The following is a 22,938-nucleotide window of genomic DNA, read 5'->3' on the forward strand; positions in this document are numbered from 1 at the left end:
ACATGTTGGTCGCAGACCAGCTATTCGGTTGAGTTTTTTCTTGTTGCATACAGTAAAATTCATTCCTTTTGTAGACATAGCCCTTATGGGCATTTTCCCACTTTTTCAACACCTTACATAAATGATAGAAGTAATCCCAGCCATCGACTTAATAGATGGAAAATGCGTGCGCCTAAGTCAAGGCGATTTTAATACCTCTAAAATCTATAGCGAAAACCCGCTTGAAATGGCGAAAGCATTTGAAGGAATTGGGATTAAGCGACTTCACCTTGTTGACCTTGACGGGGCAAAGCATAAGAAAGTAAAAAACCTCGCTACGCTTCAAGCAATCACGTCTAACACTAATTTGGTCGTGGATTTTGGCGGTGGTATTCAGTCAAATGATGACCTTAAAAAGGTAATAGACGCTGGCGCAGAGATGGTTACATGCGGAAGTATAGCCTTGAAAAACAGGCCTCTTTTTGAAGAATGGCTTGAAAGATATGGCCCTGAGAGGATCATATTGGCTGCCGATACTAAGGATGGAAAAATAGCCGTACATGGATGGCAAGAAACCGCTTCCGTCACGTTAGACGATTTCATCTCTGACTTCTTGCTCAAAGGAATCAAGTACTTCTTGTGTACCGATATAAGCAAAGATGGAATGCTTTCTGGCCCTGCATTTAGCCTTTATAACCAAATTCAAATAAACCATCCAAGCATCAAACTGATTGCCAGCGGTGGAATAAGTAATATGGACGATATTCGCCAATTGAACACCAGCGGAATATTTGGCGTAGTAGTAGGAAAAGCCTATTATGAAGGGAAAATAGCACTAGAAGACTTCAAAGAATTTGTAGTTTAGAGCATGCCCTTAGAGATTTAATACAAAAAAACACCCATCCATGGATTTCCCCAACAGAAGAAGAAATAAGATTATAGGCTTTGCGCACCCGTTACATAGCTGGGACGTAATTGCCCTCAACTCCATGGACTACTTGAGCCAAACGGAACACGGAGAAGACCTTCTTTTTATTTCTAACTTTTGTAAAAACCATGGATGGGACAATTACATAGACTTTTTCAGCCTGCTGAGGGAGGGCAAAACCATTGTGATCACCGACAAGCACACAAATTTGGTTTGGGTAAGTAGCAACTTTAGCAAAATGACAGGCTACTTTTTGGATGAAGTGAAAGGGATGCGCCCTCCAGAACTATTGCATGGTGAGGAGACAAGTGAAGAATTAAAAACCAAGATTCGTGAGCGCCTTCAGAACCGCAAAAGGGTAAAAGCCGAAATAGTTAACTACAGGAAAAATGGGGAGCGGTACATCTGCTTACTTGATATTAGACCTGTGATCAACTTCAATGGGGATGTAGTAAACTTTTTAGCCATTGAACATGAAAAGCCAATTGGGTAACACATTAATTCCTCCTTTATTCACATTCTATTTCTCTACCCGCCTCAATAGTTGTACTTTTGCAATCATTTTTTTTTGTTAAAGGTGCTTACCACCCATTTCCATTATTGAATTTGATATATGAACAAATTGGGATCAATACTTTATACCTATAGGTATCATTTCTTTTTTCTGATAGCAGCTATTATTTACCTCATCTACATGGTCATAGACGTGATCGAAATAGATTCGGCACAATACGCCGCCCAATCTATGGAAATGTTTATGAGCAAAAGCTACTTACATGTTTTCTTGAGGGGAAAAGATTACCTTGACAAGCCTCCTATGCTGTTTTGGCTTGCCTCCTCTTCTTTCAATTTATTTGGGATCAGCAATTTCACTTACAAGCTCCCTGCCGTGTTAGTAGGAATCCTAGGCATATATTCCACTTACAAATTTACAGAGCTTTGGTATGGGAAAAAGAAAGCGCTGATAGCCGGCCTTATTCAGGCTACAGCTCAAGCGACCATGCTGGTAGTAAACGATGTAAGGACCGACGGTATTTTAACCGCTTTCGTTATCTTCGGCATTTGGCAACTCTCAGCTTTTCTGCAAAAGAAAAAACTCCATTTTTTGGTTGGAGGGGCTGTCGGCATTGCTTGCGCACTTATGTCCAAAGGACCTATTGCGCTCGTCATTCCCATCGCCGCATTTTCTATCGACTTCATCCTCAAACGAGAGTGGAAGCTCTTCTTCAAGCTAGAATGGTTGCTGTTTTTACTTCTTGTAGGAGTATTGCTAGCACCAATGCTATACGGGCTTTACACCCAATTTGACCTGCATCCCGAAAAAGAAGTATATGGGCTGAAAGGACCTTCGGGTATCAAATTTTTCTTTTGGACACAAAGTTTTGGGCGGATAACAGGCGATAATTATTGGAGCGACAATACTACATTTTTTTATTTCTTCCACACCATCTTGTGGGATTTCCAGCCTTGGGTGATCTTTTTCATCATAGCTTTCATCTCAAAAACCATAAATATTTTTAAGCAGGGATTCCGAATCTCGCAAAAGCAAGAATACATTAGCTATGCAGGCTTTTTGTTCCCATTTTTAGCGATGTCTACCTCAAGCTTTAAGCTGCCTCACTACATCTTCCCCCTCCTGCCCTTGGCGGCCATTATTACCGCCGACTTCTTAGGTGACTTGTGGGATAAAAAAAGCATTTGGCTCAAAAGGCTTGCTCGAATCCAGTTTGGAATCATGCACCTCTTTTTCCTTTTGGCAGCCATCAATTTCATCTTGTTTTTCCCGCCAGAATCAGTTATGCTTCCGGCAGTGATCGCCCTATTTTTCGTACTCTTCTGGATCGCATTTTTAAAAATAAACGATTGGTTGGAAAAACTTGTGGTCATTACCGCCATTGCCATCCTTGGGTTCAACCTACTTATGTCTGTGAACTTTTACCCAAACCTCATGAAATACCAAGGAAGCTCTTTGGCAGGAAGATTCATCAGAGAAGGACAAAAAGAGGATGTGTATTGGTACAAAGCAGTGGGGACCAGCTTGGATTTTTACGCAAGAAAAGTAGTACCCAAAATAGAAGACGAAGAAATAGAGCAATTGGCAAAAGGAGCTTGGGTCTACACAACTGATGAAGGGCTGAAAGGCCTAAAGCCCTTAGGAGTTGAATTTGATACTGTGAAGACTTTTCCTGGCTACCCAGTTTCCCAGCTCAGTATCCATTTCCTAAAGCAAAACACTCGGCAAGAACAATTACACACTTACTATTTACTCGAAAAGAAATAAACTTCCTATGAAACTATCAATTATTATCCCAGCGTACAACGAAGAAAATACTATTGAAAATATTCTTCAAAAGCTTTCGGAAGTAGAGTTAATCAATAATATTGAGAAAGAACTGATAGTGGTGAACGACTGCTCGGCAGATAACACAGAAGGCGTAGCGAAAGCCTTTATCCAAGCCAACCCGTCGCTCAATATCCAGTATTATAAGCACGAGGTAAACAAAGGAAAAGGAGCTGCCCTGCATACGGGAATACAAAACGCTAGTGGAGATTATTTGGTGGTACAAGATGCCGACCTTGAATACGACCCTCGCGAGTTCAACTACCTACTACAGCCTGTGGTGGATGGCTTTGCCGACGTGGTATATGGATCTAGGTTTATGGGCGGAAACCCTCACCGCATCCTTTTCTTCTGGCATTCTATAGGGAACAAAATCCTCACTTTTTGGTCGAACATGTTCACCAACCTCAACCTCACCGATATGGAGACTTGCTACAAACTGATCAATGCAGAAATGGCAAAATCTCTTATATTAAAAGAAAACCGCTTCGGCTTCGAACCAGAAGTAACCGCCAAACTTGCCCGCATCAAAGGTATCCGCATTTACGAAGTAGGTATTTCCTACTATGGCCGTACCTACGCCGAGGGCAAGAAAATAAACTGGAAAGATGGTTTCAGGGCACTATATTGTGTGCTTAAATATGGATTGTTTAATAGGTAAAAACGAGGCTTACTGCTGCCCGCCAAGCCCCAACGAAGCCGAAAGGTTTTTGAAGTCTTCGGGAGTATTGGCATTCGCCAAGAAACCAGCATCGCTCGGCCTCGCAAGTTCTGCCCCAATAGTTGCAAGTAGTTTGCGGGGCGAAAGCTTTCCGCTCTCTTTTGCTTTTTTTAGAGGGGCAAAGGAGTTTGGTTCCCAAATAGAAAACAACGGCTCAGGCATGCCTTCCTCTCCTAAAAAAGCCGTTGCTGGTTTTTGAGGGTTTCGCTTGGAAATCAGTTCTTCCAAATTTGACTTGCCCACCAAGGGCATATCGCAAGCGAGTACCAGCCAAGCCGAATCTGGATCGTATTCAAAAGCAGTGAGCAGAGCGCCTATTGGTCCTAATCCTTTTTCAAAGTCTACCAAAAACTTCATGTGCACAGCCCCTTCAGGCAATTTTTTGGCTACGGACAAAAACACTTCATCGCACACCGTTTCTAGCAAGCGGTAGGCAAATTCCCGCTGGGGCAAACCGTGGTAATTGAGCAAGCCTTTATCCTTTTGCATGCGCCTGCTCTTTCCTCCTGCTAGCACCAGCCCCTTTAAGGGTATTTCTTCTATTTTCATCTCCTAAAATCTTTTTTACCTCCAGTTTTCTCCATCAACTTGGTTTCCTTTATAATTATATCGTGGGACATCGCTTTGCACATATCGTAAATGGTAAGTGCTGCGACCGAAGCGCCTACTAAAGCTTCCATTTCCACTCCAGTTTTGGCCGTGATCACGGTAGTGCAATCGATTTGGACGGTATCTATCCCGTCGTTGGAAATATGGATCTTGCAATCTTCCAGACCTATTGGGTGACAAAGGGGAATGAGATCGCCCGTTTTCTTAGCTGCCATTGTCCCGGCAATTACTGCTGTTTGGAATACTGCACCTTTTTTGGTGTAAAGCTCGTTTCCTTGGAGCAGGGAAAGGATTTCTTCACCTACTTTCACTTCCGACCTGGCCGTAGCCATGCGTAAGCTCACTTTCTTCTCACTCACATTCACCATCGCCGGATTGCCTTTTGCATCTAGGTGGGAGAGTTTTTTATCCTTGTCGTTCATCTTTTTCTTCCAATTTCTATATTTGACCTCAAGTCTCACGTACTTTTATACGAACTGCTAGGCCAACGAAGCGGCAAGTTATGACCAAACAAAAGAGCTTTGCAAATTTTTAGGGCAAAATTGCTTTACCAGCCTAGGGCAGGCTCTCTCACTTTTTACACCAACTAAAGGCGTACAACGCAAAAAAACAGCATGCTAGAAACTATTGCAATACTGGGCTTAATCATTTTCATCGTAGCTTTTTTCGGGTTAAGAAAAATCTTATTTGGCGAAAACTCTCTGCTCAAAAACAGAGAAGACATACGGGCACTCATTACAGGAGGCTCACTTACTACCGACATCGACAAAGCGGAAGGGTTGGTTGGGATGACGGGCAAAGCCCAAACAGTGCTGAGGCCCGTAGGAAAGGTTCTGGTGGGCGACAATCTTTATGAAGCAGCAACGGGAGGGGAATTCATTGATAAGGGCAAAAAGATAAAGGTGATGGGCAAAAGCATGGGTACACTTAAAGTACGAGAGATTGAGGAATGAAAAACACAAAAGCAGCAACCAAAATGGCTACTGCTTTACCGATACGCTAAACTGCGCTGTTATTCGCCAATTCTAATTGAATCAATTGACACTGCCGAAACCAAAAAGAAGCCTAATGCTCCATTGCTTAGATTGTTTCTGCTGTTAGCTGGAATTGGACCAAACATCCCACCATCGTTATTGAGGTTCATGTCCATATCTTGGAAATAGACAAACCCACTTCTGGACATACTGTACATTTCCATTGTCCCTTTATCGCCTTCGCGGTAATAGCCTGGTCCTGTAACCCCTTCTATGTTTTCAGAAAGGTATTCATCGTCTGAAAAGAAAACCCCTTCTCCATCAAAATTCATGATGCTATCGTTCCTGTAGAACTTGAAGAGGTAAAAATCCTCCGTTTCAGTTGGCTCTGTAGTGTACAACAACATTTCATAAAAATAACCTTCGTCTTCTGGATCTTCCAGTTCGTCAGGGTCAATGCTCCATGTCAAGCTATCAATAGCTGTAACTCTTGCCAGCGTTTCAGTCGATTCATAAATTTGACCTTCGTAGGTTACTGAAAGCGTATAGGTTCTGCCTATTACACCTCTAAAGTCATTTGTATATACACCAGGAGCATCTTCTTGCTCCTCCATCACAAACTCGTTGCCCAAATTGTCAACGATCACCACATCGGCATCGCTTACCCTTGGTGTCCTTCCAGTTGTATAAAAATCAACTGTGTTTGAAAGGATCACATAAGGGGTCTTGTCAGGGGAGTCCGTTAGCAAAGCATCAATGATCAACTTTTTCTCGGTTTGCTTCAGGTCAAGCTCTATGGTTTTTTCTAAGGCACAAGCGCCAAAGGCTGTCATTACCACCAAGAATAGCAAACTATTTATTATTCTATTTTTCATTTTTCTAAAATTGAGTTTCATTGGAAAGATTAGAACTTGATGTTAAAAGTGTAAGAAGGAAGTATTGGGAAAAGCGATACTTGCCTTACTTCTTTTTCGGTACCATCACCTATAATGTTTCCATCGCTATCCTGCTTTGTCCTTGTATAGATAGTAAAAGGATTAGCCCTGTTATAAGCATTGTAAATAGAAAATACATGGCTAACCTTCCAGTTTCTAGTCGCATTTTTCTCTGGGTGGATAGTGAACGAAAGGTCTAAGCGATGGAAATCTGCCATCTTGTAGCCATTTCTCTCACTGTAATAATTGAGGTTGTACCCATCGTATTCGTAACGGCCAGTTGGCAAGGTGATAGGTCTTCCGGTGCTGTAGGTCCATCCACCACCCAGCACATATTTCTCAGAGATTTTATACGTACCTATTATGTTCAAACTATGGCGCCTATCGTAGTTTGCCAAGAACGGCTGGTTGCTGTTCACATCAGGCACACTCCTTTCTGTTTTAGACCAAGTGTAGCCTACAAAGCCTGTCAACCTACCTTTGTTCTTCTTCATCATCAACTCCAAACCATACGAGTTTGATGTCCCTTGCCTGAACTCCGTTTCCAAGTTTTCATTGAAGAAGACTTGTGCATTATCGGCAAAATCAGTCACATCTTTCATGTCTTTGTAGTATGCCTCTGCAGAAAACTCATAGGTGTTATTTTTGAAGTTCCTGAAGTAACCAACCGCAACCTGATCGGCTTTCTGAGGCTTCAAGTAAGTGGAACTTGGCGCCCATGTGTTGAAAGGAATAGGAACAGTCGCATTGGCAATTAGGTGAACATATTGTGCCATTCGTTGGTACGAAGCCTTAAGCGAGCTGTTTTCGTTCAAAATATACCTTGCAGAAACCCTTGGTTCAAGGTTCCAATACGTTTTTATTGGCTCAAACTTTCCATACGCTATCCTGTCAATGACATTCACATCTACATTGTCTTTGATGTCTTCATACACATCAACTGTGTCTTCGCCTACATTTTGGAAGATAGAAAGCCTTACCCCATACTCCAAAGAAAGCCTGTCCGATACTTTTTGCGTGTTGCCCACATAAAAAGCATAATCCATAGAATACATTTTGGCAAGGTTGGTCCCCTTGAAAATGGACTGATCACTGCTTGGCACAATTTTACCTGGAGAGTACCTGTGGTACGTTCCTTGAAACCCAAAGGAGATTTCGTTTCTAGAATTCAAGAAGTAGTTCAAGTCATACTTTAAGGCAACTTCTTGCATATTGGCTGTCCATTCAAAGCCTTCAACCGGATCGGCAATTTTAAGCGCATAATCGAAATCACTAAATATCAATGAAGTGTTAGAGAATAATCTTTCGTTGAAAAGGTGGTTCCAACGCAAAGTAGCTGTTTTGTTTCCCCACTCAATTCTGTTCCCATCAAAGTCGAGCACATCTCTACCAAAATAAGTAGATAGGAAAAAACGGTCTTTATTGGTCGGTTTCCAATTTACTTTCGCATTCAAATCGTAAAAATAGACAGGCACTTCTTTGCTAGCTGCTTTGGCAAGCACATCGGCATAAGATCTTCTACCCGATATTATGAACGAGCTTTTTTCATTTTTACTAATTGGTCCTTCAAGGGTAAGTTTGCTTGCCAGAAGACCGATACCAGCCGAACCTCCTAGCTTTTTGGTATTACCATCCTTCGTGCGTACATCTAGCATGGAAGAAAGCCTACCTCCGTACATGGAAGGAATACCTCCTTTATACAGGTCGGCACTTTTGAGCACATCTGCATTGAAAACAGAGAACAGCCCAAAAAAGTGTGACGGGTCATAAACTGGAGCTTCATCCAACAAAATCAAGTTTTGATCGGAACTCCCCCCTCTCACAAAAAATGCGGAAGTCCCCTCTCCTGCCGTAATTACACCTGGCTGCATTTGCACATTTTTAATGATATCTGGCTCTCCAAAAAGCGCTGGCAACTCCTTCACTTGTTGGATACTAATCTCATTTCTTCCAGCAGCAATTTCTGTGATGTTATGGTTCTCTGCTTCTCCATGCACCACTACTTCGGCTAGTTCAGTAGCCTGCTCAGTTAATTCTATGTTAAATGTAGTATTTTCAGAAAGGCTAAGTTTTTTATTTATCGTATTGTATCCTATAAAACTGAACCTCACATTGTAGTTCCCTTCAGGAAGGGTAATGGAATAAAACCCATACGGGTTGGTAGTAACTCCGTTGCTTATTTCCTCTATATACACAGTTGCACCAATGATTTCTTCACCGTTGGCTACATCTTTAATGTACCCGCTTATAGTGTATTTTTCTTGGGAAAAGGCATAATTTGACAATAGCAGGCTTATAAAAGCCATAGCGAGAATACTTCTCATAAATCGCATTGATTTAGGGGTTTAAAAAGTTAGATTTTGGCAAAACAATACCAGCCTAAGCTTTTGTGCTTAAGTAGTATCAGACGTTGTTTTAGTGTGCTTGTTTAGTTACTGATAAGTGGAAGGCAGTGACTTTCTTCGTATTCCAAAGAATACAGTTCGTAATTACATTGAGATTTCATGAATCCGTCAAAATAACTTTCAATAGACTGGAGGTGTTTCTTACCATTTCTCCTTACCTTATCCGAAATTTTTCTTACTGAAGATTTGCGTTGGGATTTCATTTAAGTATATTATTTTTTGGTTTCAGGGTTAAGACAAGTTTAGTTCAACCACCCCCCTAAAGAAATTTCTTTTTTTTAAAACAAAACAGATATATCACTGATAATCAATTGATAAAAATTTATTTTTTCTATAAAAAAAACACACACGCATTTGAAGAGAATATTTTTCCTGATGATATTTTGCAAAATTCAAATCAGTGGCTACATTTGCACTTCCAAAAACAAAACGCTCCGTTCGTCTAGGGGTTAGGACGCCAGGTTTTCATCCTGGTAACAGGGGTTCGATTCCCCTACGGAGTACCAAGTTTTTCAATTATATATATCCCCGCTCCGTTCGTCTAGGGGTTAGGACGCCAGGTTTTCATCCTGGTAACAGGGGTTCGATTCCCCTACGGAGTACCAAGTTTTTCAATTATTATATATCCCCGCTCCGTTCGTCTAGGGGTTAGGACGCCAGGTTTTCATCCTGGTAACAGGGGTTCGATTCCCCTACGGAGTACCAAGTTTTTCAATTATTATATATCCCCGCTCCGTTCGTCTAGGGGTTAGGACGCCAGGTTTTCATCCTGGTAACAGGGGTTCGATTCCCCTACGGAGTACCCAAGCCAAGTCTTTCAGACTTGGCTTTTTTTTGTTTTCCACAAATCGCTATTTCATCTTTTGTTATAGCTCTACCCATTGCACTATTTCAGAATACCCATCCCCTCTCACCATATTTGCAGGAAGCGTGTCGGCTATGGGAAGCGAACGAAAATAGCTGCTCAGCCTACATTTTGTGGTTTGCGCTACGTCACGTTTCGTTAATTCGATCCGAAGCGTATCCGATGGAAAAGCTCGCAGCCCTATAGTAACAGAAGACTCCTTGCCCCACCCACTAAACCCTACTTCTTTGCCATTCACCTTCATGCCTTTTATGTTCTGCGCATTATCCATCCAGATAGTTTTCCGAAAGCTTTCTACGGGCGAAACAAGTAAAACCAAAGAACTATCTAGCGAATCCAACTGCACAGATGGCAATGGCACATGTGGCTTCACTTCGGTTTCTTTGGCTTTGAATGTTCTGGTATTTGGGTAGTACAAAGGCACATTTTCTGCCCCTGCAATGTATTGTTCGTTTCCTGCATTTGGGTGTTTATTATAACTTGACCAATAGCCTTTTTCACTCTCTGCATTGTACGTATACTTCAACTTTGAAGGCAAAGGGTAGCTTTCGCTAGGCTCTGATGTAAGGTGGCCAATGAGTAAGCTTGAAACAATCAACATCGCCCCTACAACAGGGACAAGCCTCGATTCAGTCCAAAGCTCTGGGAAGGCCACGAGCAGCCCAAGCGAAATTACGCCAGCCAGCAGCGCAGACCCAGCCAAACCTGATAGGCTGAAAGCTAAAAACAACGTCAGGACTACAGGTGTCCAAACCCCAATGGGGACGATGCTGAAAACATGCCTAAGCACAATAGAGCTGACTGGGGCTTTTTCCAAAAACTGATCTGCAAGGCAAATGAGGGTCAATGCCAACGTAGGAAAAAGCATAAAATAGCTTGCCGTAGGCGCAAAAACATACAACAAGACCGTGACGATACTTAATATGAACAAGGAAGAAAGCTTAAGGGAAGCTATATCACTTTTTTTCACATACCATTTGGCCATGAGCCACATCGCCAACAAACCGATGCCGACACTCGTCACCAAGTACCATTTGTGGTTGTAGAACTGGCCGGCATAAAACTCTTCGTATTGGGGGTAAAACTTAAAAAGCAGTTTGCTCAGCTCAAACGCCAATCCTCCGCTCAATGCCAACCCGAGAAATAAAGACAAAAAGCCTTTCAGGAAAGAGAGTACTGAAAGCTTCTGCCCTTTGGCAACTTTGAAAATGGTAAAAACCACAAGCAAAAGAGTCGTTAGCAACAATGGTAAATCCCATGCTGACGGGTAAATGGGTAAACTTCCGAAGAAATTGAAAAAAGAAGCGTTTTCGCTCTTTACAGAAGAAAGATCTGTATTGGCAAAATGCTTTGCCAACCGAAACATATTTTCCCCAGTGTGCTGAACACTTTTTGGATTAATGTTTTCCGGTATGTCATCTGGGTTGTGGTAATAGGAAAAGCCATCAATAAATGCGTGGTTGATGCCTGCCAACCCTGCGTTTTTGAAAAGGGTAAAATCCGTTCCGTTGGGAAGCCTTTTGTAAATCTCATAAGACATTGAATTGGCTACAGGCCTATTGCCAGCTTCCTTCACTTGTTCCACTAACCAGCCATTCCCATCCGACCATTCGAAAGAAATGCTTGATCCGCTATTGCCCCGAGCTTCGTAGTTCAGTACCAATCCGATATTTGAAAGATCTTTTGTTTTGGCAAAAGCCTTTGCCCCGTATAGCCCTTGCTCCTCCCCATCGGTCACCAAAAACACAATATCGTTCTGATGCCCACCTTGCACAAGAAGCCTAGCTACCTCCAGCATACAAGCCGCTGCATGTACGTCATCAGAAGCACCAGGAGAGTCTATTACACTGTCATAGTGCGCCACCAACACCACCGCTTTCCCATCGCCCTTCCCTTTTATAGTAGCTATGATATTTTCCGTCCTGGCCAACTGGATATAATTCCCAGACTGATAGCTGTCATAACCTACAAACAACTCTGTTTCTAGCCCCAGCTTTTCAAACTCTGCCATAATATAATCCCGCACCTTTCTATTCTCCGCAGTCCCCATCATATGTACTTCAGAAGCCATTATTTCAATATGGGGCAGAGCATTCAGGGCGGAAAAACCCTCCGCGTCGGCTGGCTGTACGGGGGTTGGCTTTTCAAGCTCGAGGGCATAAAAACTTAAAACGATGATCCAGAGCAGCGGCAAGAGCTGCTTAGTTAGGTATGAGTTCATAGCAAAAATTGGTTCAGTAATGTGATTGATTCCAATTTAAGCATTCGTGCCTGTTAGGCAAAAGGAAAGCAAGAAAGATTGGCAGATTATACTCGCCAAACTCCACCAAACGGTTAGGTTAATGAATAATGAAATCAGATCTGAAAAAAAACTTCGAGATATTTGGTGATGGGCAAACAATTCCTCATTTTCCTGCTTTAATCAAGAATACCAAACCTAAACAGACAAAACCTGAAATGAGCAAAGAATATAGCTTCTTTAATGAAGTCCTCAGCTTTGTTGATAAAGCGGCAGTCCATACAGGACACCCAAGCGGACTAATCGACCAAATAAAACAGTGCAACAGCATTTATAAAATGAACTTCCCTATTAGAAAAGAAAATGGGGAGTACGAAGTAATAAAAGGATACAGGGTGCAGCACTCGCACCACAAAACCCCAACAAAAGGAGGTATCCGCTACAGCATGGGTGTGAACGAAGACGAGGTGAAAGCCCTAGCCTCGCTCATGACCTACAAATGCGCCTTGGTAAACGTACCTTTTGGAGGTGCAAAAGGCGGCATCCAGATAGACAGAAGAAATTATTCGAAGGTCGATATAGAGAAAATCACCCGAAGATACGCCTACGAGCTTACCAGAAAGAACTTCATTGGCCCGGCGGTAGATGTCCCCGCCCCTGACTTTGGCACAGGAGAGCAAGAGATGGCATGGATAGCCGACACCTATTCAGCATTTCATCCAGAGTCTATCAATGCTGTTGGCTGCGTAACGGGCAAGCCCATTTCCATGTCGGGGATAAGGGGCAGAAGAGAAGCTACGGGCAGAGGAGTGTATATCGGTCTGTATGAAGCAGTAAACAATGCCGATGACATGAAGAAACTAGGGCTTAGCACGGGGCTAGAAGGCAAGAAAGTGATTGTCCAAGGCTTTGGTAACGTGGGTTTTTATGCCGCCAAGTTTTTGCAAGAGGCAGGAGCGATCATCACAGGAATAGCCGAATACGAAGGGGGGATTTTCCACCCCGATGGGCTAGATGTAGAAGCTGTTTTCAACCACAGAAGAGAGACAAAATCAATCTTGAACTTTGACGGCGCAAAAAACATCACAAACTCGCTGGAATTGCTCGAATACGAATGCGATATCTTAGTTCCCGCAGCCCTAGAAAACCAAATCACTTCGGAAAATGCGGGAAATGTGAAGGCAAAAATAATTGGTGAAGCTGCCAACGGTCCGGTAAGTTCTGCCGCGGCACAAGTTCTTTTAGAAAAAGGCACGCTCATTATCCCTGATTTGTTTCTCAATGCTGGCGGTGTAACCGTCTCATATTTTGAGTGGCTAAAAAACCTTTCGAGGGTTTCTTTTGGGAAGTTGGAAAAACGCTACGACAAACTCAACAACCAACACTTGGTGGAGATGCTGGAAAACACTACAGGAAAATCTTTGACAGAAGCCCAAAGAAATACGGTAGTGAAAGGTGCTAGTGAATTAGACCTTGTAAATTCAGGTTTGGAAGATACCATGATCGGTGCCTACCAAGAAATGCGGGAAACAGCTTACAAATACAAAATTGACGACTTGAGGGTAGCGGCTTTTACCCTTTCTATCAACAAAATTGCCGATGATTACCTTAGCCAAGGTATTTTTCCGTGAGAAACCATTGGTATTTTTTATAAATTTGCAGCTTAGATTTTTTCTGCTTCCAACAGAATTAAATGTTTGGGAACAGAAAAGTACGAAATCGGGTTAGTTAGGTTGAATTACAAACATACCAACCCAAGGCCTGTGACCCACAGGTCTTTTCAAAAAAGCTTAAAAAGAATTAAAAGATATGATTACGGTAACAGAGAAAGCAAAAGTAAAATTAGCGGAGCTAAAGAAAGAAGAAGGCTTGGAAGACAGCTACAACGTGAGGGTTTCGGTGAAAGGTGGCGGATGCTCAGGGCTGATGTACGATCTTGATTTTGATGCCGAGATAAAGGACGGCGATGAAGTATTTGAAGACAACGGCGTAAAAGTACTGGTTGACAAAAAGAGTATGCTTTACCTCTTGGGAACTTCCCTAGATTTTAGCGATGGCTTGAACGGAAAAGGCTTCCAGTTTGTAAACCCTAACGCAACGAGAACTTGCGGCTGTGGCGAGAGCTTTTCGGTTTAAGCAAAGAAGTTTCTTAAAAAGAATCAAACGAACCCCTCTGGCAGTTGTGCTGGAGGGGTTTTGTTTTAACCATTTGTGCGCCACTTTCAATCTCGCAGACTCCTGCCGAGTGAGGGGTATTTGTATGATCCTGCGGAACAAGCTTTTTCAGGAATGGAAGAACCGTAGGGCGGAGAGCAAGCACAAGATGTCCGCCATAAACGCCATCCGCTCAAAGCTCGTCCACCGCATCTTCGCGGTCATTAACCAAGACAGGATGAAAAAATTATACGCATTCCCTTGTTTAAACCATAAGAGTAGTGGGGTAGGAACTACTTTAAGAGATTACCTTTTTCAATGAATAGTGGATCGACTTTCTGCAATTCTTTTAATGTCCAGCCATCTAGAGGTGGATCAGATACATATTCTGGAACGGGGTTATTAAATAACATGATACTTTGAGAGGGATAGTCAATTGTAAATTTTACATAATATCTCTTTCCTTCTTTTAGTCCCCTATTTTTAGGAAATGTACTTGAATTAAAATAACTCTTGTGGTCAACAATAATTTCCCAATCTGCATTTGGACCACCATTGGATGGGTATGATATGTGAAAAGTAGAAATAGTATACTTTTGGGGAAGCGATCCTGCCCAAATTTGAAATAGCCAATAACAGATGGAGCCTCCAAAAAAGAGGATAAAAAAGATTATTCTGAATATTTTCCTTGTATCCATATTTTATTTATTTTTATTCGTCTGTCTTTTAAGTCCACTTGCCCCTCCTTTATTGTAAAGCTCAATAGTTCCCTTCCATATGTCTGAATATAAGGATGACATTCCTTTTACTTTGAACCCAACATTTCCTACTGATCCATTGGCTAAGCCTGTATAAAGCTGGAATCCTTTACCTGTTATAAAGTTATGTGCCTTACCGCCAACTATACCAAATCCAGTATCAATCGCCGTTTCACTAAATGATTTGTCGACTCCAAACATCTGAGTTCCGGTTAAATTAAGAGGGATGTCAATAGCACCTCCAAAAGTAGAACTTCCTACTACTCCTAGCCCTGAACCTGCAATAATTATATCAGCTACGTCTGTCTGACCAATAGTATTTAGTACTGCCGTTGATGAAAAACCATATTCCAAAACATTATTAAAACCATTCACAGTTAGCTGTGTCCCTGTTTCAATTGCCATTTGACCTGTACTTAACGCAGGTAAGCTTTCTAATAAAATCGGAGCTCCATAAGCTGCGCCAACCGTACCAAACATTAGTTGGTTACCCCTTGTAGCTATAGCCTTTATGCCCTTCATAAAATCTGAGGCATAAAAGTCTGGCGGCTTGGTATAATGCAGCATATTGTTTTCGTTGCCCATTATATTAAATCTTTTGTTATCCCCCCTCTTATGATGAAAGTACAAGTTTCTGTAAATAGGATTGTTCATTATGGTAGACCTACTATACCCAGATGTGACAGTCACTTCGGGGAGGTTTTGTGGGGCAAGCCCACATTTAGGGCACTCAGGATCGGGAACGGGATCAGGGTCAGTTCCCATCAGGCCTAGAGGATCGTTATACTTGATCGGATTGTTGAATGCATAAGCCATAGGGTTAATCGAAGGCATTAAATCTGCCAATTGGTCTATTCCCCAAAATCTACCCAGCTGAGTATCAAGTGGTCTAAATGGGGTCATAGTCCAAGCCAACCCAAAATCGGTTTCTTTTTCACCCATACCATTAAATTGAAACATAAACTCAGGAATCCCGTTCCGCTCTATCCCGGCCATGTTCATGCCGAAGGGGTAGTAGTGGTTTTCCTGTGCTATAATACCCTTTTTGTGCGTGATCTGCAAGTCGTCGAACCAAACCTTTGTCTTGCTCTCGTTGGCCACATATACCTTGGCGTAGCCGTCTTGTCCTATTTTTATCTCGGGGTATATGTTGAGACCATGCCAACCGCCTCCACCAAGTCCGCTTACCCATCGGGTCTGGGTCTGGTCTTCCATCAGCTCGCCGTCTTGGTTATAGACCTCCACTTTGATGTATGCCGCAGGTTCGTCGTTCGCATTTTCCTTATTGCCCAAGGAGCTTATCCCAAAGCCAAGGCTTATCGGGCTACTGCCGCCATCAGGCACAAAAGTGTTTTGCATGGTTGATCCAATAGGAAGGGTGGACTCGTTGTTGGCTTGGTTGGCATCGTACAAATACTTTACAAACACACTGGCATCGATCGCATCACCTTTACCCACCTCAAACTGCTTGAACGGGCCTACTGGCAGTTGGTAGCCTTCTGCATTCCTTACCAAGGAAGATACCGATCCGCTTTTTGCAGTCACTTCCGTGTTTTGGGTGAGCTTGATGTTCTCGAAGCCGAGCTGCTCTTCCTCGTAGTCCTGCATGTCCAGCTCGGAGGTAGCTAGAAATACATCCTTTTCGTCCCCTTCCCTTACGCTCATCCTCAAGTTGCCCAGATGGTCCTTGTAGTGGTATTCGTACACAAAATCCTGCGTAAGGTCTTGGGTATCCGTTTTCCAGAGCGCCCTTCCCTCGGCGGTGTGCACAAAGCGCAGGGTGTCCTCTTCGTAGTGGAAGCCGCCCAAGTAATCGGTCACTTTAACCGGTACCCCATTTTCAAATACCTTTTTCTGGAGCTTGACCCCTGCCGCATCGTAGCGGTATTGGATCGTATTGCCCGAGCCAAAGTCGATCAGCTCCGGGAGGGATTGGTCGGAGATACCGTGTCTGGCACGGTAGGACACTGGATTATCTTGACTTGGCAAGCATTGTTGCTACCACAATTTCCCTCCCTCCCCAAAATTTCATAATATTGGCTCTTATATATTTGACCAAGGATTGGACTATGGAAAACAAAGAAGACTACCCTTTTCTATCGCTTATGATGGATGAGCAGATTTATGTGATTGAGGACAAGAGTGCAGAGAAAGTGCAGGTGGAAGAACCGATGGTGCGGGAGCTGAAAATCTATGGGGAAAACAAGAGGAAATACCTCATTTTGGTATCCTACGAAACCAATGATATTCTCAAAAGTAATGAATACGATTTTCTCATCAAAATCCTCAACGCCATTGAGCTTTCTATCAACGATATTTCCCTTGTAAACCTAAAAGAAAGCCCGATTGATTATGCTTCACTGCGGGAGGAAATCCAGTTTGACCATGCCGTGGTCTTCGGTATTTCGAAAGAGGAACTGCAGCTTACCACCGAAAAAAGTGTGGAGCGGTACGAGATACAGAAACTAGATGGGGCGCAGTTCTTGTTCGCCCACCCTCTATCTGAACTGATGGCAGACAAACACAAAAAGCTCCAGTTGTGGAAAACATTGCAACTGTTGCAAGCTATGTGATTGGAATTAACCTAAAATGCTTTATTTTAGGTTAGAGATTAAAAAATAGAACCCGTAGAGACGTCCATTTATGACGTCTCGTAAGCAACCAAAATGTAGAGACAAGACACGCCTTGTCTTTTATCAAATAATTAAATGTCAGAGGAGGAAGAAGACAAACATAAGGAAGAAGAACAGCAGCCCGAAGAGGGAAAGCCAAAGTCCTCTATAAAAGAGGAAATGAAGCGTTTCAGGGCTGATCTTGATCATTATAGAACTACCTATTTCAACGAACTGGAGGGCTATGAAAAGATCAAGAACGATGACTCCTACGACGAACTGAAAAAACAAAGCAACACCACTGACTGGGACGATGTGGAAATTACCCGCTTCTACCCAAACGTAGAAGAGATTTTCAAACCCCGCCCTCCCGTAAAAAACAGTATTTCGAGCATCAACTGGAACAAGGAAACCAACAAGGTTTATATAAAAGAATTTGACGAAGACGATGAGGTGGTAAAAGCCCAAATTGCCCAAATGAAGGGTGAGATGGATACGAGCAGTGGGTTGCTCTCTGGCGACTTGGGCAAGCAGATCAACAAACAACTGAAAGGCCTCCAAGAGGAAATACCTCTTAACAAACGGGACATTGAGCGCTACATTGGGGAAAACCTAGTATTCAAGCTAGCCGTTGCCATTATTTTGGTAGGCGTGATAGTTTTGTACCAATACTCCATAAGCATGGGGTATATCAACGAATACGCACGGGTTGCCGTTGGCATCACCATTGGTACGGCTTTTTGCGTATGGGCACATTACCATGAGCTAAACGGCAAATCGAAATTTACCCCAACCTTGGTTACGCTGGGAATCATCACGCTTTACTACACCGTACGGGTTTCCTTTTCTACCCACGAAATCCTTTCCCAAACCCAAGGCTTTATTGGCGGGATAATAGTCACGGGAATTGCTATTTTCCTCGCCATGCTCTACAATGAAAAACGGCTTTCCATCTTAGCTATTCTGGGCGGATACCTCACACCTTTTTTGGTAAGCACGGGTGAGGGGAATTATGTATATTTCTTTAGCTACGTACTCCTTTTTAACTTAGCAATGCTCATCATTGCCCACATTAAAAAGTGGCAGGTTATCAATTCTATTTCCATCCTTTCCACCTCGCTTTTCTTGGTGATTTGGACCACGCTCAACCCTTTTGACAACTACGGGGAATATATAGGCTTGCTGGCATTTTCAAGCCTTTCCTATCTTCTCTTTTTTGCTGCTATTTTTACTTATTCTAGGCACAAAAAACTAGAAGTAAAATCCTTTGATTTTTACATGCTTGCCTTTGTGTTCGGCATGTTTATTTTCAGTATTTACTACGCTGTTCCCCGCTTAGCTATTCGGGAATATATGCCACATATCTTATCCGGCATAGCAGCTTTTCAGGCATATTTTTCCTTTGTGCTGTACCGAAAAGAATCCCTAGAAGTGATCGCTTGGAGAAGACTTGCCCTTTCCTCCTTGTTGGTGGCCAACCTAGCGGGGCTTTATGGAATAAACCACCCAGAGTTTTACAACACTTTTTGGGCATTACAAGCCATTTTCCTCACGTGGCTGGGTATTCAATTAGAAGAAAAATTTGTACGAGATGCCGCAATGGTCGTCCTGCTGCTCGCCATTGCCAGCTTGCTTTATTCTTGGTCGCAAACTTACTGGAGTACTTATGAAATCACGCCAACCTTCATTATCAACAAAGGGATGTGGGCGAGTTTTGTTACACTTTGCGCTTCGCTCATAAGTGTCTTGCTCTATTCGGGGGAAGAAGAGCTGGAAGTATTGGGCATGGAAGTGATCAATTGGATAAAAATCATCAGCGTCACACTTTCCGTCATTGGCTACCTTACTGGGCTGTTCGAGTTACTTTGGCACACGCCCCAAATCCAACCAGAGCTTCGCATGCTTATGGTAGATGTTTATTCTATGGGCTACTTATTCTTCTACCGCTTCATTATTTACAACTATAAAATCGACCGGCTAAAAGTCAGCGTTGGCGGACTGATGGTCATTAGTGTGATTTTCTATATTTTCTTTGGGCAAAACCGAACACTCGAACTAAGGGATGCTTTTGTGAACAATAATGGGAACTTTTGGTCCTTTGGCTTTCATTATATAAACTTGGCCCTCTCCGCTTTGCTGGTCATCACAATCATGCGTGATATCACCTCAGGAAAAGAATGGTACCGTACAGGGAAATATGCTTTTGTGATGTGGTTCTTATGTGCCGTTATCGTTTTCCACTCCACTTATGAACTGGAACACACCATAGTTTTAATACGATATGCCTTTACCGATATCGGGATGGACGAATTCTTGTCTCAGGTCAGGCTTACCGGTTTTTCCATTCTCTGGTCTGTCATTTCTTCGGTCTTAATGTATTTTGGCATCACCAAAAAGCTCAAAGAACTTCGGGTTATCTCCTTGGTCCTTTTCACCATCACCATTGCCAAATTCTTGATTTTCGACTTTTGGTACATGCAAGCCATCTGGAAAATCATTTCAGCTATTTCCATTGGCATTTTGCTATTGATTGTATCTCAGATGTATGGTAAGCTTCGCAACCTGATAAACAGCGGGGAGCTTATATTTGACAAAGACAAAGTCTACTCCCAAGAAGAATCTGCCGAAATGATCCGCTATGCCCAAGCAAGGCGCGACATGTTGGAAGAAGACGAAGAGGACGACATCGACGATAAACTTCGCGATATTGATGATATGTACGAAGGAGACTATACCGACGATGAGGAATACGAGGATGACGAAGACGAGGATGAGTGGAGATAGAATCGTCCATTATTTCCCCGATATAACGAAGCGACCAACAGGAAATTCATTACAAATTCCGCAAGCAAAAACGCTATATATTGCAAACACGTTAGTGTTTATGCTGATTTTTTGCATAGCTCTTGGTAGTTTGGAGAATTACCTACATATTCGTTTGCTAAATTTCCCAATGGCACTCTTAGCTATTGGATTTACTATTTTTTTATCACCTTAATTTAAAAGAAAGAGGAAGAATGGCTAGGGTTTACAATTTTTCTGCGGGGCCAGCTGCCCTGCCGCAAGAAGTGCTGGAGAAAGCACAAAAGGAATTGGTCGATTACCAAGGAACAGGGATGTCTGTAATGGAAATGAGCCACCGCTCCAAGGCCTATATGGAGATCATTGGTGCCGCTCAAGCCAACTTGAGAAAGTTGATGAACATCTCCGACGATTACGAGGTGTTGTTCCTGCAAGGAGGCGCATCCATGCAGTTCGCTATGGTTCCTCTCAACTTGTTTTCCGAAAAGAAAAAAGCTGATATTATAAATACGGGGGCTTGGTCGAAGAAGGCAATTGCCGAAGCGAAGCGCTATGGAAACATCAATGTAGTTGCTTCGTCTGACGATAAGAATTTCTCGTACATTCCTAAGCTGAGCGCCGACATGTTCGATCCAGAAGCTGATTATGTCCATATCACGACCAACAACACAATTTATGGAACGCTATTCCCTTCTCTTCCAGACGTTGGGGATGTCCCTTTGGTTGCCGATATGTCATCTAACATCTTATCACAGGTGTATGATGTAAACAAGTTCGGAGTGATCTACGCTGGGGCGCAAAAGAACATCGGACCTGCGGGGCTTTGCATTGCTATTGTCCGTAAGGACTTGATTGGTTCGGCCTTGGATTTCACGCCAACCATGCTCAACTATAAAACCCATGCGGATGGCGGGTCTATGTTCAACACCCCTCCTACTTATGGTATTTACATGGCGGGCTTAGTGTTCGAGTGGTTGTTGGAAAAGGGCGGCGTAGCGGCAATGGAAAAAATCAACAAGGAAAAAGCAGCTATCCTTTACGATTTCCTAGATGAATCAAAGCTATTTAAGGCTACCGTAACCCCTTCCGATCGCTCTATCATGAACGTGCCGTTTGTAACAGGCAGCGATGAGCTTGACAAGGCATTCATTGACGGGGCAACTGCCAAAGGGCTCACCACGCTCAAAGGGCACAGAACTGTTGGCGGCATGCGGGCAAGCATTTACAACTCCATGCCTACCGAGGGCGTCGTTGCTCTGGTGGACTTTATGAAAGGGTTCGAAACGAAAAATTCATAATTCTAAACCCCAGCGCATTTGTGTTGGGGTTATTTTTTGGACACGTTGTGTCCTTTTTATTATTAATTGCCAAAAAGCGGGTGCATCTCCTGTTCTTTTCATGGCATTTTTTATCTTAATCCAACCTCCTTATCCCATGCTCAAGATCCAAACTATTGATAAAATATCTTCTGAAGGGCTGAAACGTTTTCCCTACGACGATTATGAAATCGCTTCTGAGTTTTCAAGCCCCGATGCCATTTTGGTAAGAAGCTCTAAACTTCACGAAATGAATTTCCCCACAACATTGAAAGCCATTGCCCGAGCAGGTGCTGGCGTGAACAATATTCCTCTCGATAAATGTTCCGATCAGGGAATTGTAGTATTTAATACGCCTGGGGCGAATGCCAATGCGGTAAAAGAGCTCGTACTTACGGGCATGTTGCTTTCCTCTCGGAAAATAGTGCAGGGCATCAACTGGAGCAAAAGCATAGAAGCCGGCGAAGAGGAAATTGGCAAACAAGTAGAGAAAAACAAATCCAACTTTAAAGGACCGGAAATTCAAGGAAAGACCTTGGGCGTGATCGGCTTGGGCGCTATTGGCATGCTCGTTGCTAATGCAGCCGATGCTTTGGGCATGAAAGTGATAGGGTACGACCCGTACATCTCGGTTGATACTGCCTGGAGTCTTTCCAGCAATGTAAAAAAGGCGATCAGCCTCGATAATTTACTGAGCAAAGCAGATTACATCACCTTGCATGTTCCCCTACTCGATGCTACCAAAGGATTTATCAACGAAAGCAAGTTTGCCATCATGAAAGACGGTGTGCGGATCATGAACTTCGCTCGTGGCGGTCTGGAAAAACAAGCCGATATGCTCGCAGCGCTTGACAGTGGAAAGGTGGAGGCATTCGTGACCGACTTCCCAGACGAGCAGTATTTGGTCCATGAAAAAGTCATTTGCCTACCACACCTTGGCGCATCTACACCCGAATCGGAATCGAACTGTGCGGTGATGGCAGTGGACCAAGTACGAGAATATTTGGAAAATGGAAATATCAAAAATTCCGTGAACTTCCCTAATTGCGAAATGCCCCGCAACGGCGGCTATCGGATAGTTATTGCCAACAAAAACGTACCGAACATGGTGGGGCAGATATCTTCCGTCTTAGCTTCTGAAAACATTAATATAGAAGATATGATTAATAAGCATAGGGACGGGCTGGCCTTCAACATCATTGATGTGAACTCGGCCGTATGCGAAGAGCAGGCCGAAAAGCTGAGAAACATTGAGGGCGTGATTATGGCAAGGATCCTTTCTCCTAAAAAGTAAATGATC

The 22,938-nt window shown here is 43.0% G+C and carries 19 protein-coding genes and 4 tRNA genes; 15 read left to right on the plus strand and 8 right to left on the minus strand.

The annotated features are described in order from the left end of the window. The first annotated feature begins 121 nt into the window (after positions 1–121). From hisA to R9C00_13570, 4 genes are all read left to right on the plus strand, one after another. Positions 122–844, plus strand: a complete 723-nt coding sequence (gene hisA / locus R9C00_13555; GenBank protein WPO38484.1) for a 1-(5-phosphoribosyl)-5-[(5-phosphoribosylamino)methylideneamino]imidazole-4-carboxamide isomerase — start codon at positions 122–124, stop codon at positions 842–844. 40 nt (positions 845–884) lie between these two features. Continuing rightward, positions 885–1,400, plus strand: coding sequence for a PAS domain-containing protein (locus R9C00_13560; GenBank protein ID WPO38485.1), 516 nt, complete (start codon positions 885–887; stop codon positions 1,398–1,400). A gap of 120 nt (positions 1,401–1,520) precedes the next feature. Beyond that, positions 1,521–3,188 (plus strand): glycosyltransferase family 39 protein, encoded by a 1,668-nt coding sequence (locus R9C00_13565; GenBank protein ID WPO38486.1) that lies wholly within the window; start codon positions 1,521–1,523, stop codon positions 3,186–3,188. A gap of 7 nt (positions 3,189–3,195) precedes the next feature. After that, positions 3,196–3,909, plus strand: coding sequence for a glycosyltransferase family 2 protein (locus R9C00_13570; protein ID WPO38487.1), 714 nt, complete (start codon positions 3,196–3,198; stop codon positions 3,907–3,909). Between the two features lie 9 nt (positions 3,910–3,918). On the opposite strand, the gene R9C00_13575 is transcribed toward R9C00_13570, so the two are convergent. Both R9C00_13575 and moaC read right to left on the minus strand, forming a co-directional pair. After that, positions 3,919–4,518: an NTP transferase domain-containing protein gene (locus tag R9C00_13575; GenBank protein WPO38488.1), complete on the minus strand. Its 600-nt coding sequence runs from the start codon at positions 4,516–4,518 to the stop codon at positions 3,919–3,921. Beyond that, on the minus strand, positions 4,515–5,000 hold the full coding sequence (gene moaC / locus R9C00_13580) for a cyclic pyranopterin monophosphate synthase MoaC (GenBank protein WPO38489.1): 486 nt from the start codon (positions 4,998–5,000) through the stop codon (positions 4,515–4,517). Before moaC ends, R9C00_13575 begins: the two co-directional genes overlap by 4 nt. 192 nt (positions 5,001–5,192) lie before the next feature. On the opposite strand from moaC, the gene R9C00_13585 reads away from it, so the two are divergent. Next, a complete protein-coding gene (locus R9C00_13585; GenBank protein WPO38490.1) occupies positions 5,193–5,531 on the plus strand; it encodes an NfeD family protein in 339 nt (112 codons plus the stop codon). A gap of 59 nt (positions 5,532–5,590) precedes the next feature. On the opposite strand, the gene R9C00_13590 is transcribed toward R9C00_13585, so the two are convergent. The 3 genes from R9C00_13590 to R9C00_13600 form a co-directional block, all read right to left on the minus strand. Further along, positions 5,591–6,427, minus strand: coding sequence for a DUF4249 domain-containing protein (locus R9C00_13590; protein ID WPO38491.1), 837 nt, complete (start codon positions 6,425–6,427; stop codon positions 5,591–5,593). Positions 6,428–6,456: 29 nt separating this feature from the next. After that, entirely contained in the window at positions 6,457–8,811 is a 2,355-nt protein-coding gene (locus R9C00_13595) for a TonB-dependent receptor (protein ID WPO38492.1), read from the minus strand. A 104-nt stretch (positions 8,812–8,915) separates the two neighbouring features. Next, the gene (locus tag R9C00_13600) at positions 8,916–9,095 is read right to left on the minus strand and encodes a hypothetical protein (protein ID WPO38493.1); all 180 of its coding nucleotides are present in this window, start codon (positions 9,093–9,095) and stop codon (positions 8,916–8,918) included. 228 nt (positions 9,096–9,323) lie between these two features. On the opposite strand from R9C00_13600, the gene R9C00_13605 reads away from it, so the two are divergent. From R9C00_13605 to R9C00_13620, 4 genes are all read left to right on the plus strand, one after another. After that, positions 9,324–9,398: transfer RNA gene (locus R9C00_13605), tRNA-Glu, on the plus strand. Between the two features lie 24 nt (positions 9,399–9,422). Then, a tRNA-Glu gene (locus tag R9C00_13610) sits at positions 9,423–9,497 on the plus strand. 25 nt (positions 9,498–9,522) lie between these two features. After that, a tRNA-Glu gene (locus R9C00_13615) sits at positions 9,523–9,597 on the plus strand. Between the two features lie 25 nt (positions 9,598–9,622). Beyond that, positions 9,623–9,694 (plus strand) — tRNA-Glu (locus R9C00_13620). Positions 9,695–9,758: 64 nt separating this feature from the next. Here the strand turns inward: R9C00_13620 and R9C00_13625 are convergent. Continuing rightward, entirely contained in the window at positions 9,759–11,978 is a 2,220-nt protein-coding gene (locus tag R9C00_13625; protein ID WPO38494.1) for a M28 family peptidase, read from the minus strand. Between the two features lie 236 nt (positions 11,979–12,214). Between R9C00_13625 and R9C00_13630 the strand changes: the two genes are divergently transcribed. Beyond that, the gene (locus tag R9C00_13630) at positions 12,215–13,627 is read left to right on the plus strand and encodes a Glu/Leu/Phe/Val dehydrogenase (protein ID WPO38495.1); all 1,413 of its coding nucleotides are present in this window, start codon (positions 12,215–12,217) and stop codon (positions 13,625–13,627) included. Between the two features lie 178 nt (positions 13,628–13,805). Beyond that, entirely contained in the window at positions 13,806–14,132 is a 327-nt protein-coding gene (locus tag R9C00_13635) for an iron-sulfur cluster assembly accessory protein (protein WPO38496.1), read from the plus strand. A 311-nt stretch (positions 14,133–14,443) separates the two neighbouring features. Here the strand turns inward: R9C00_13635 and R9C00_13640 are convergent, their stop codons facing one another. Further along, positions 14,444–14,848: a hypothetical protein gene (locus R9C00_13640; GenBank protein ID WPO38497.1), complete on the minus strand. Its 405-nt coding sequence runs from the start codon at positions 14,846–14,848 to the stop codon at positions 14,444–14,446. A 3-nt stretch (positions 14,849–14,851) separates the two neighbouring features. Continuing rightward, positions 14,852–16,897: a hypothetical protein gene (locus tag R9C00_13645; protein WPO38498.1), complete on the minus strand. Its 2,046-nt coding sequence runs from the start codon at positions 16,895–16,897 to the stop codon at positions 14,852–14,854. A gap of 47 nt (positions 16,898–16,944) precedes the next feature. Between R9C00_13645 and R9C00_13650 the strand changes: the two genes are divergently transcribed. The 4 genes from R9C00_13650 (at position 16,945) to R9C00_13665 (ending at position 22,932) form a co-directional block, all read left to right on the plus strand. After that, a complete protein-coding gene (locus R9C00_13650) occupies positions 16,945–17,481 on the plus strand; it encodes a hypothetical protein (GenBank protein ID WPO38499.1) in 537 nt (178 codons plus the stop codon). A 135-nt stretch (positions 17,482–17,616) separates the two neighbouring features. Beyond that, the gene (locus R9C00_13655; protein ID WPO38500.1) at positions 17,617–20,304 is read left to right on the plus strand and encodes a DUF2339 domain-containing protein; all 2,688 of its coding nucleotides are present in this window, start codon (positions 17,617–17,619) and stop codon (positions 20,302–20,304) included. Positions 20,305–20,537: 233 nt separating this feature from the next. After that, positions 20,538–21,620, plus strand: coding sequence for a 3-phosphoserine/phosphohydroxythreonine transaminase (gene serC, locus R9C00_13660; GenBank protein WPO38501.1), 1,083 nt, complete (start codon positions 20,538–20,540; stop codon positions 21,618–21,620). Between the two features lie 136 nt (positions 21,621–21,756). Beyond that, on the plus strand, positions 21,757–22,932 hold the full coding sequence (locus R9C00_13665) for a phosphoglycerate dehydrogenase (GenBank protein ID WPO38502.1): 1,176 nt from the start codon (positions 21,757–21,759) through the stop codon (positions 22,930–22,932). Positions 22,933–22,938: the final 6 nt, after the last annotated feature.

The organism is Flammeovirgaceae bacterium SG7u.111 (genome assembly GCA_034044135.1).
GTDB lineage: Bacteria > Bacteroidota > Bacteroidia > Cytophagales > Flammeovirgaceae.

What these genes read in the sequence shown, in the direction of transcription:
- hisA (WPO38484.1), top strand. Translation starts at nt 122, where the DNA reads ATGATAGAAGTAATCCCAGCCATCGACTTAATAGATGGAAAATGCGTG.
- R9C00_13560 (WPO38485.1), top strand. Translation starts at nt 885, where the DNA reads ATGGATTTCCCCAACAGAAGAAGAAATAAGATTATAGGCTTTGCGCAC.
- R9C00_13565 (WPO38486.1), top strand. Translation starts at nt 1,521, where the DNA reads ATGAACAAATTGGGATCAATACTTTATACCTATAGGTATCATTTCTTT.
- R9C00_13570 (WPO38487.1), top strand. Translation starts at nt 3,196, where the DNA reads ATGAAACTATCAATTATTATCCCAGCGTACAACGAAGAAAATACTATT.
- R9C00_13575 (WPO38488.1), bottom strand. Translation starts at nt 4,518, where the DNA reads ATGAAAATAGAAGAAATACCCTTAAAGGGGCTGGTGCTAGCAGGAGGA.
- moaC (WPO38489.1), bottom strand. Translation starts at nt 5,000, where the DNA reads ATGAACGACAAGGATAAAAAACTCTCCCACCTAGATGCAAAAGGCAAT.
- R9C00_13585 (WPO38490.1), top strand. Translation starts at nt 5,193, where the DNA reads ATGCTAGAAACTATTGCAATACTGGGCTTAATCATTTTCATCGTAGCT.
- R9C00_13590 (WPO38491.1), bottom strand. Translation starts at nt 6,427, where the DNA reads ATGAAAAATAGAATAATAAATAGTTTGCTATTCTTGGTGGTAATGACA.
- R9C00_13595 (WPO38492.1), bottom strand. Translation starts at nt 8,811, where the DNA reads ATGAGAAGTATTCTCGCTATGGCTTTTATAAGCCTGCTATTGTCAAAT.
- R9C00_13600 (WPO38493.1), bottom strand. Translation starts at nt 9,095, where the DNA reads ATGAAATCCCAACGCAAATCTTCAGTAAGAAAAATTTCGGATAAGGTA.
- R9C00_13625 (WPO38494.1), bottom strand. Translation starts at nt 11,978, where the DNA reads ATGAACTCATACCTAACTAAGCAGCTCTTGCCGCTGCTCTGGATCATC.
- R9C00_13630 (WPO38495.1), top strand. Translation starts at nt 12,215, where the DNA reads ATGAGCAAAGAATATAGCTTCTTTAATGAAGTCCTCAGCTTTGTTGAT.
- R9C00_13635 (WPO38496.1), top strand. Translation starts at nt 13,806, where the DNA reads ATGATTACGGTAACAGAGAAAGCAAAAGTAAAATTAGCGGAGCTAAAG.
- R9C00_13640 (WPO38497.1), bottom strand. Translation starts at nt 14,848, where the DNA reads ATGGATACAAGGAAAATATTCAGAATAATCTTTTTTATCCTCTTTTTT.
- R9C00_13655 (WPO38500.1), top strand. Translation starts at nt 17,617, where the DNA reads ATGTCAGAGGAGGAAGAAGACAAACATAAGGAAGAAGAACAGCAGCCC.
- serC (WPO38501.1), top strand. Translation starts at nt 20,538, where the DNA reads ATGGCTAGGGTTTACAATTTTTCTGCGGGGCCAGCTGCCCTGCCGCAA.
- R9C00_13665 (WPO38502.1), top strand. Translation starts at nt 21,757, where the DNA reads ATGCTCAAGATCCAAACTATTGATAAAATATCTTCTGAAGGGCTGAAA.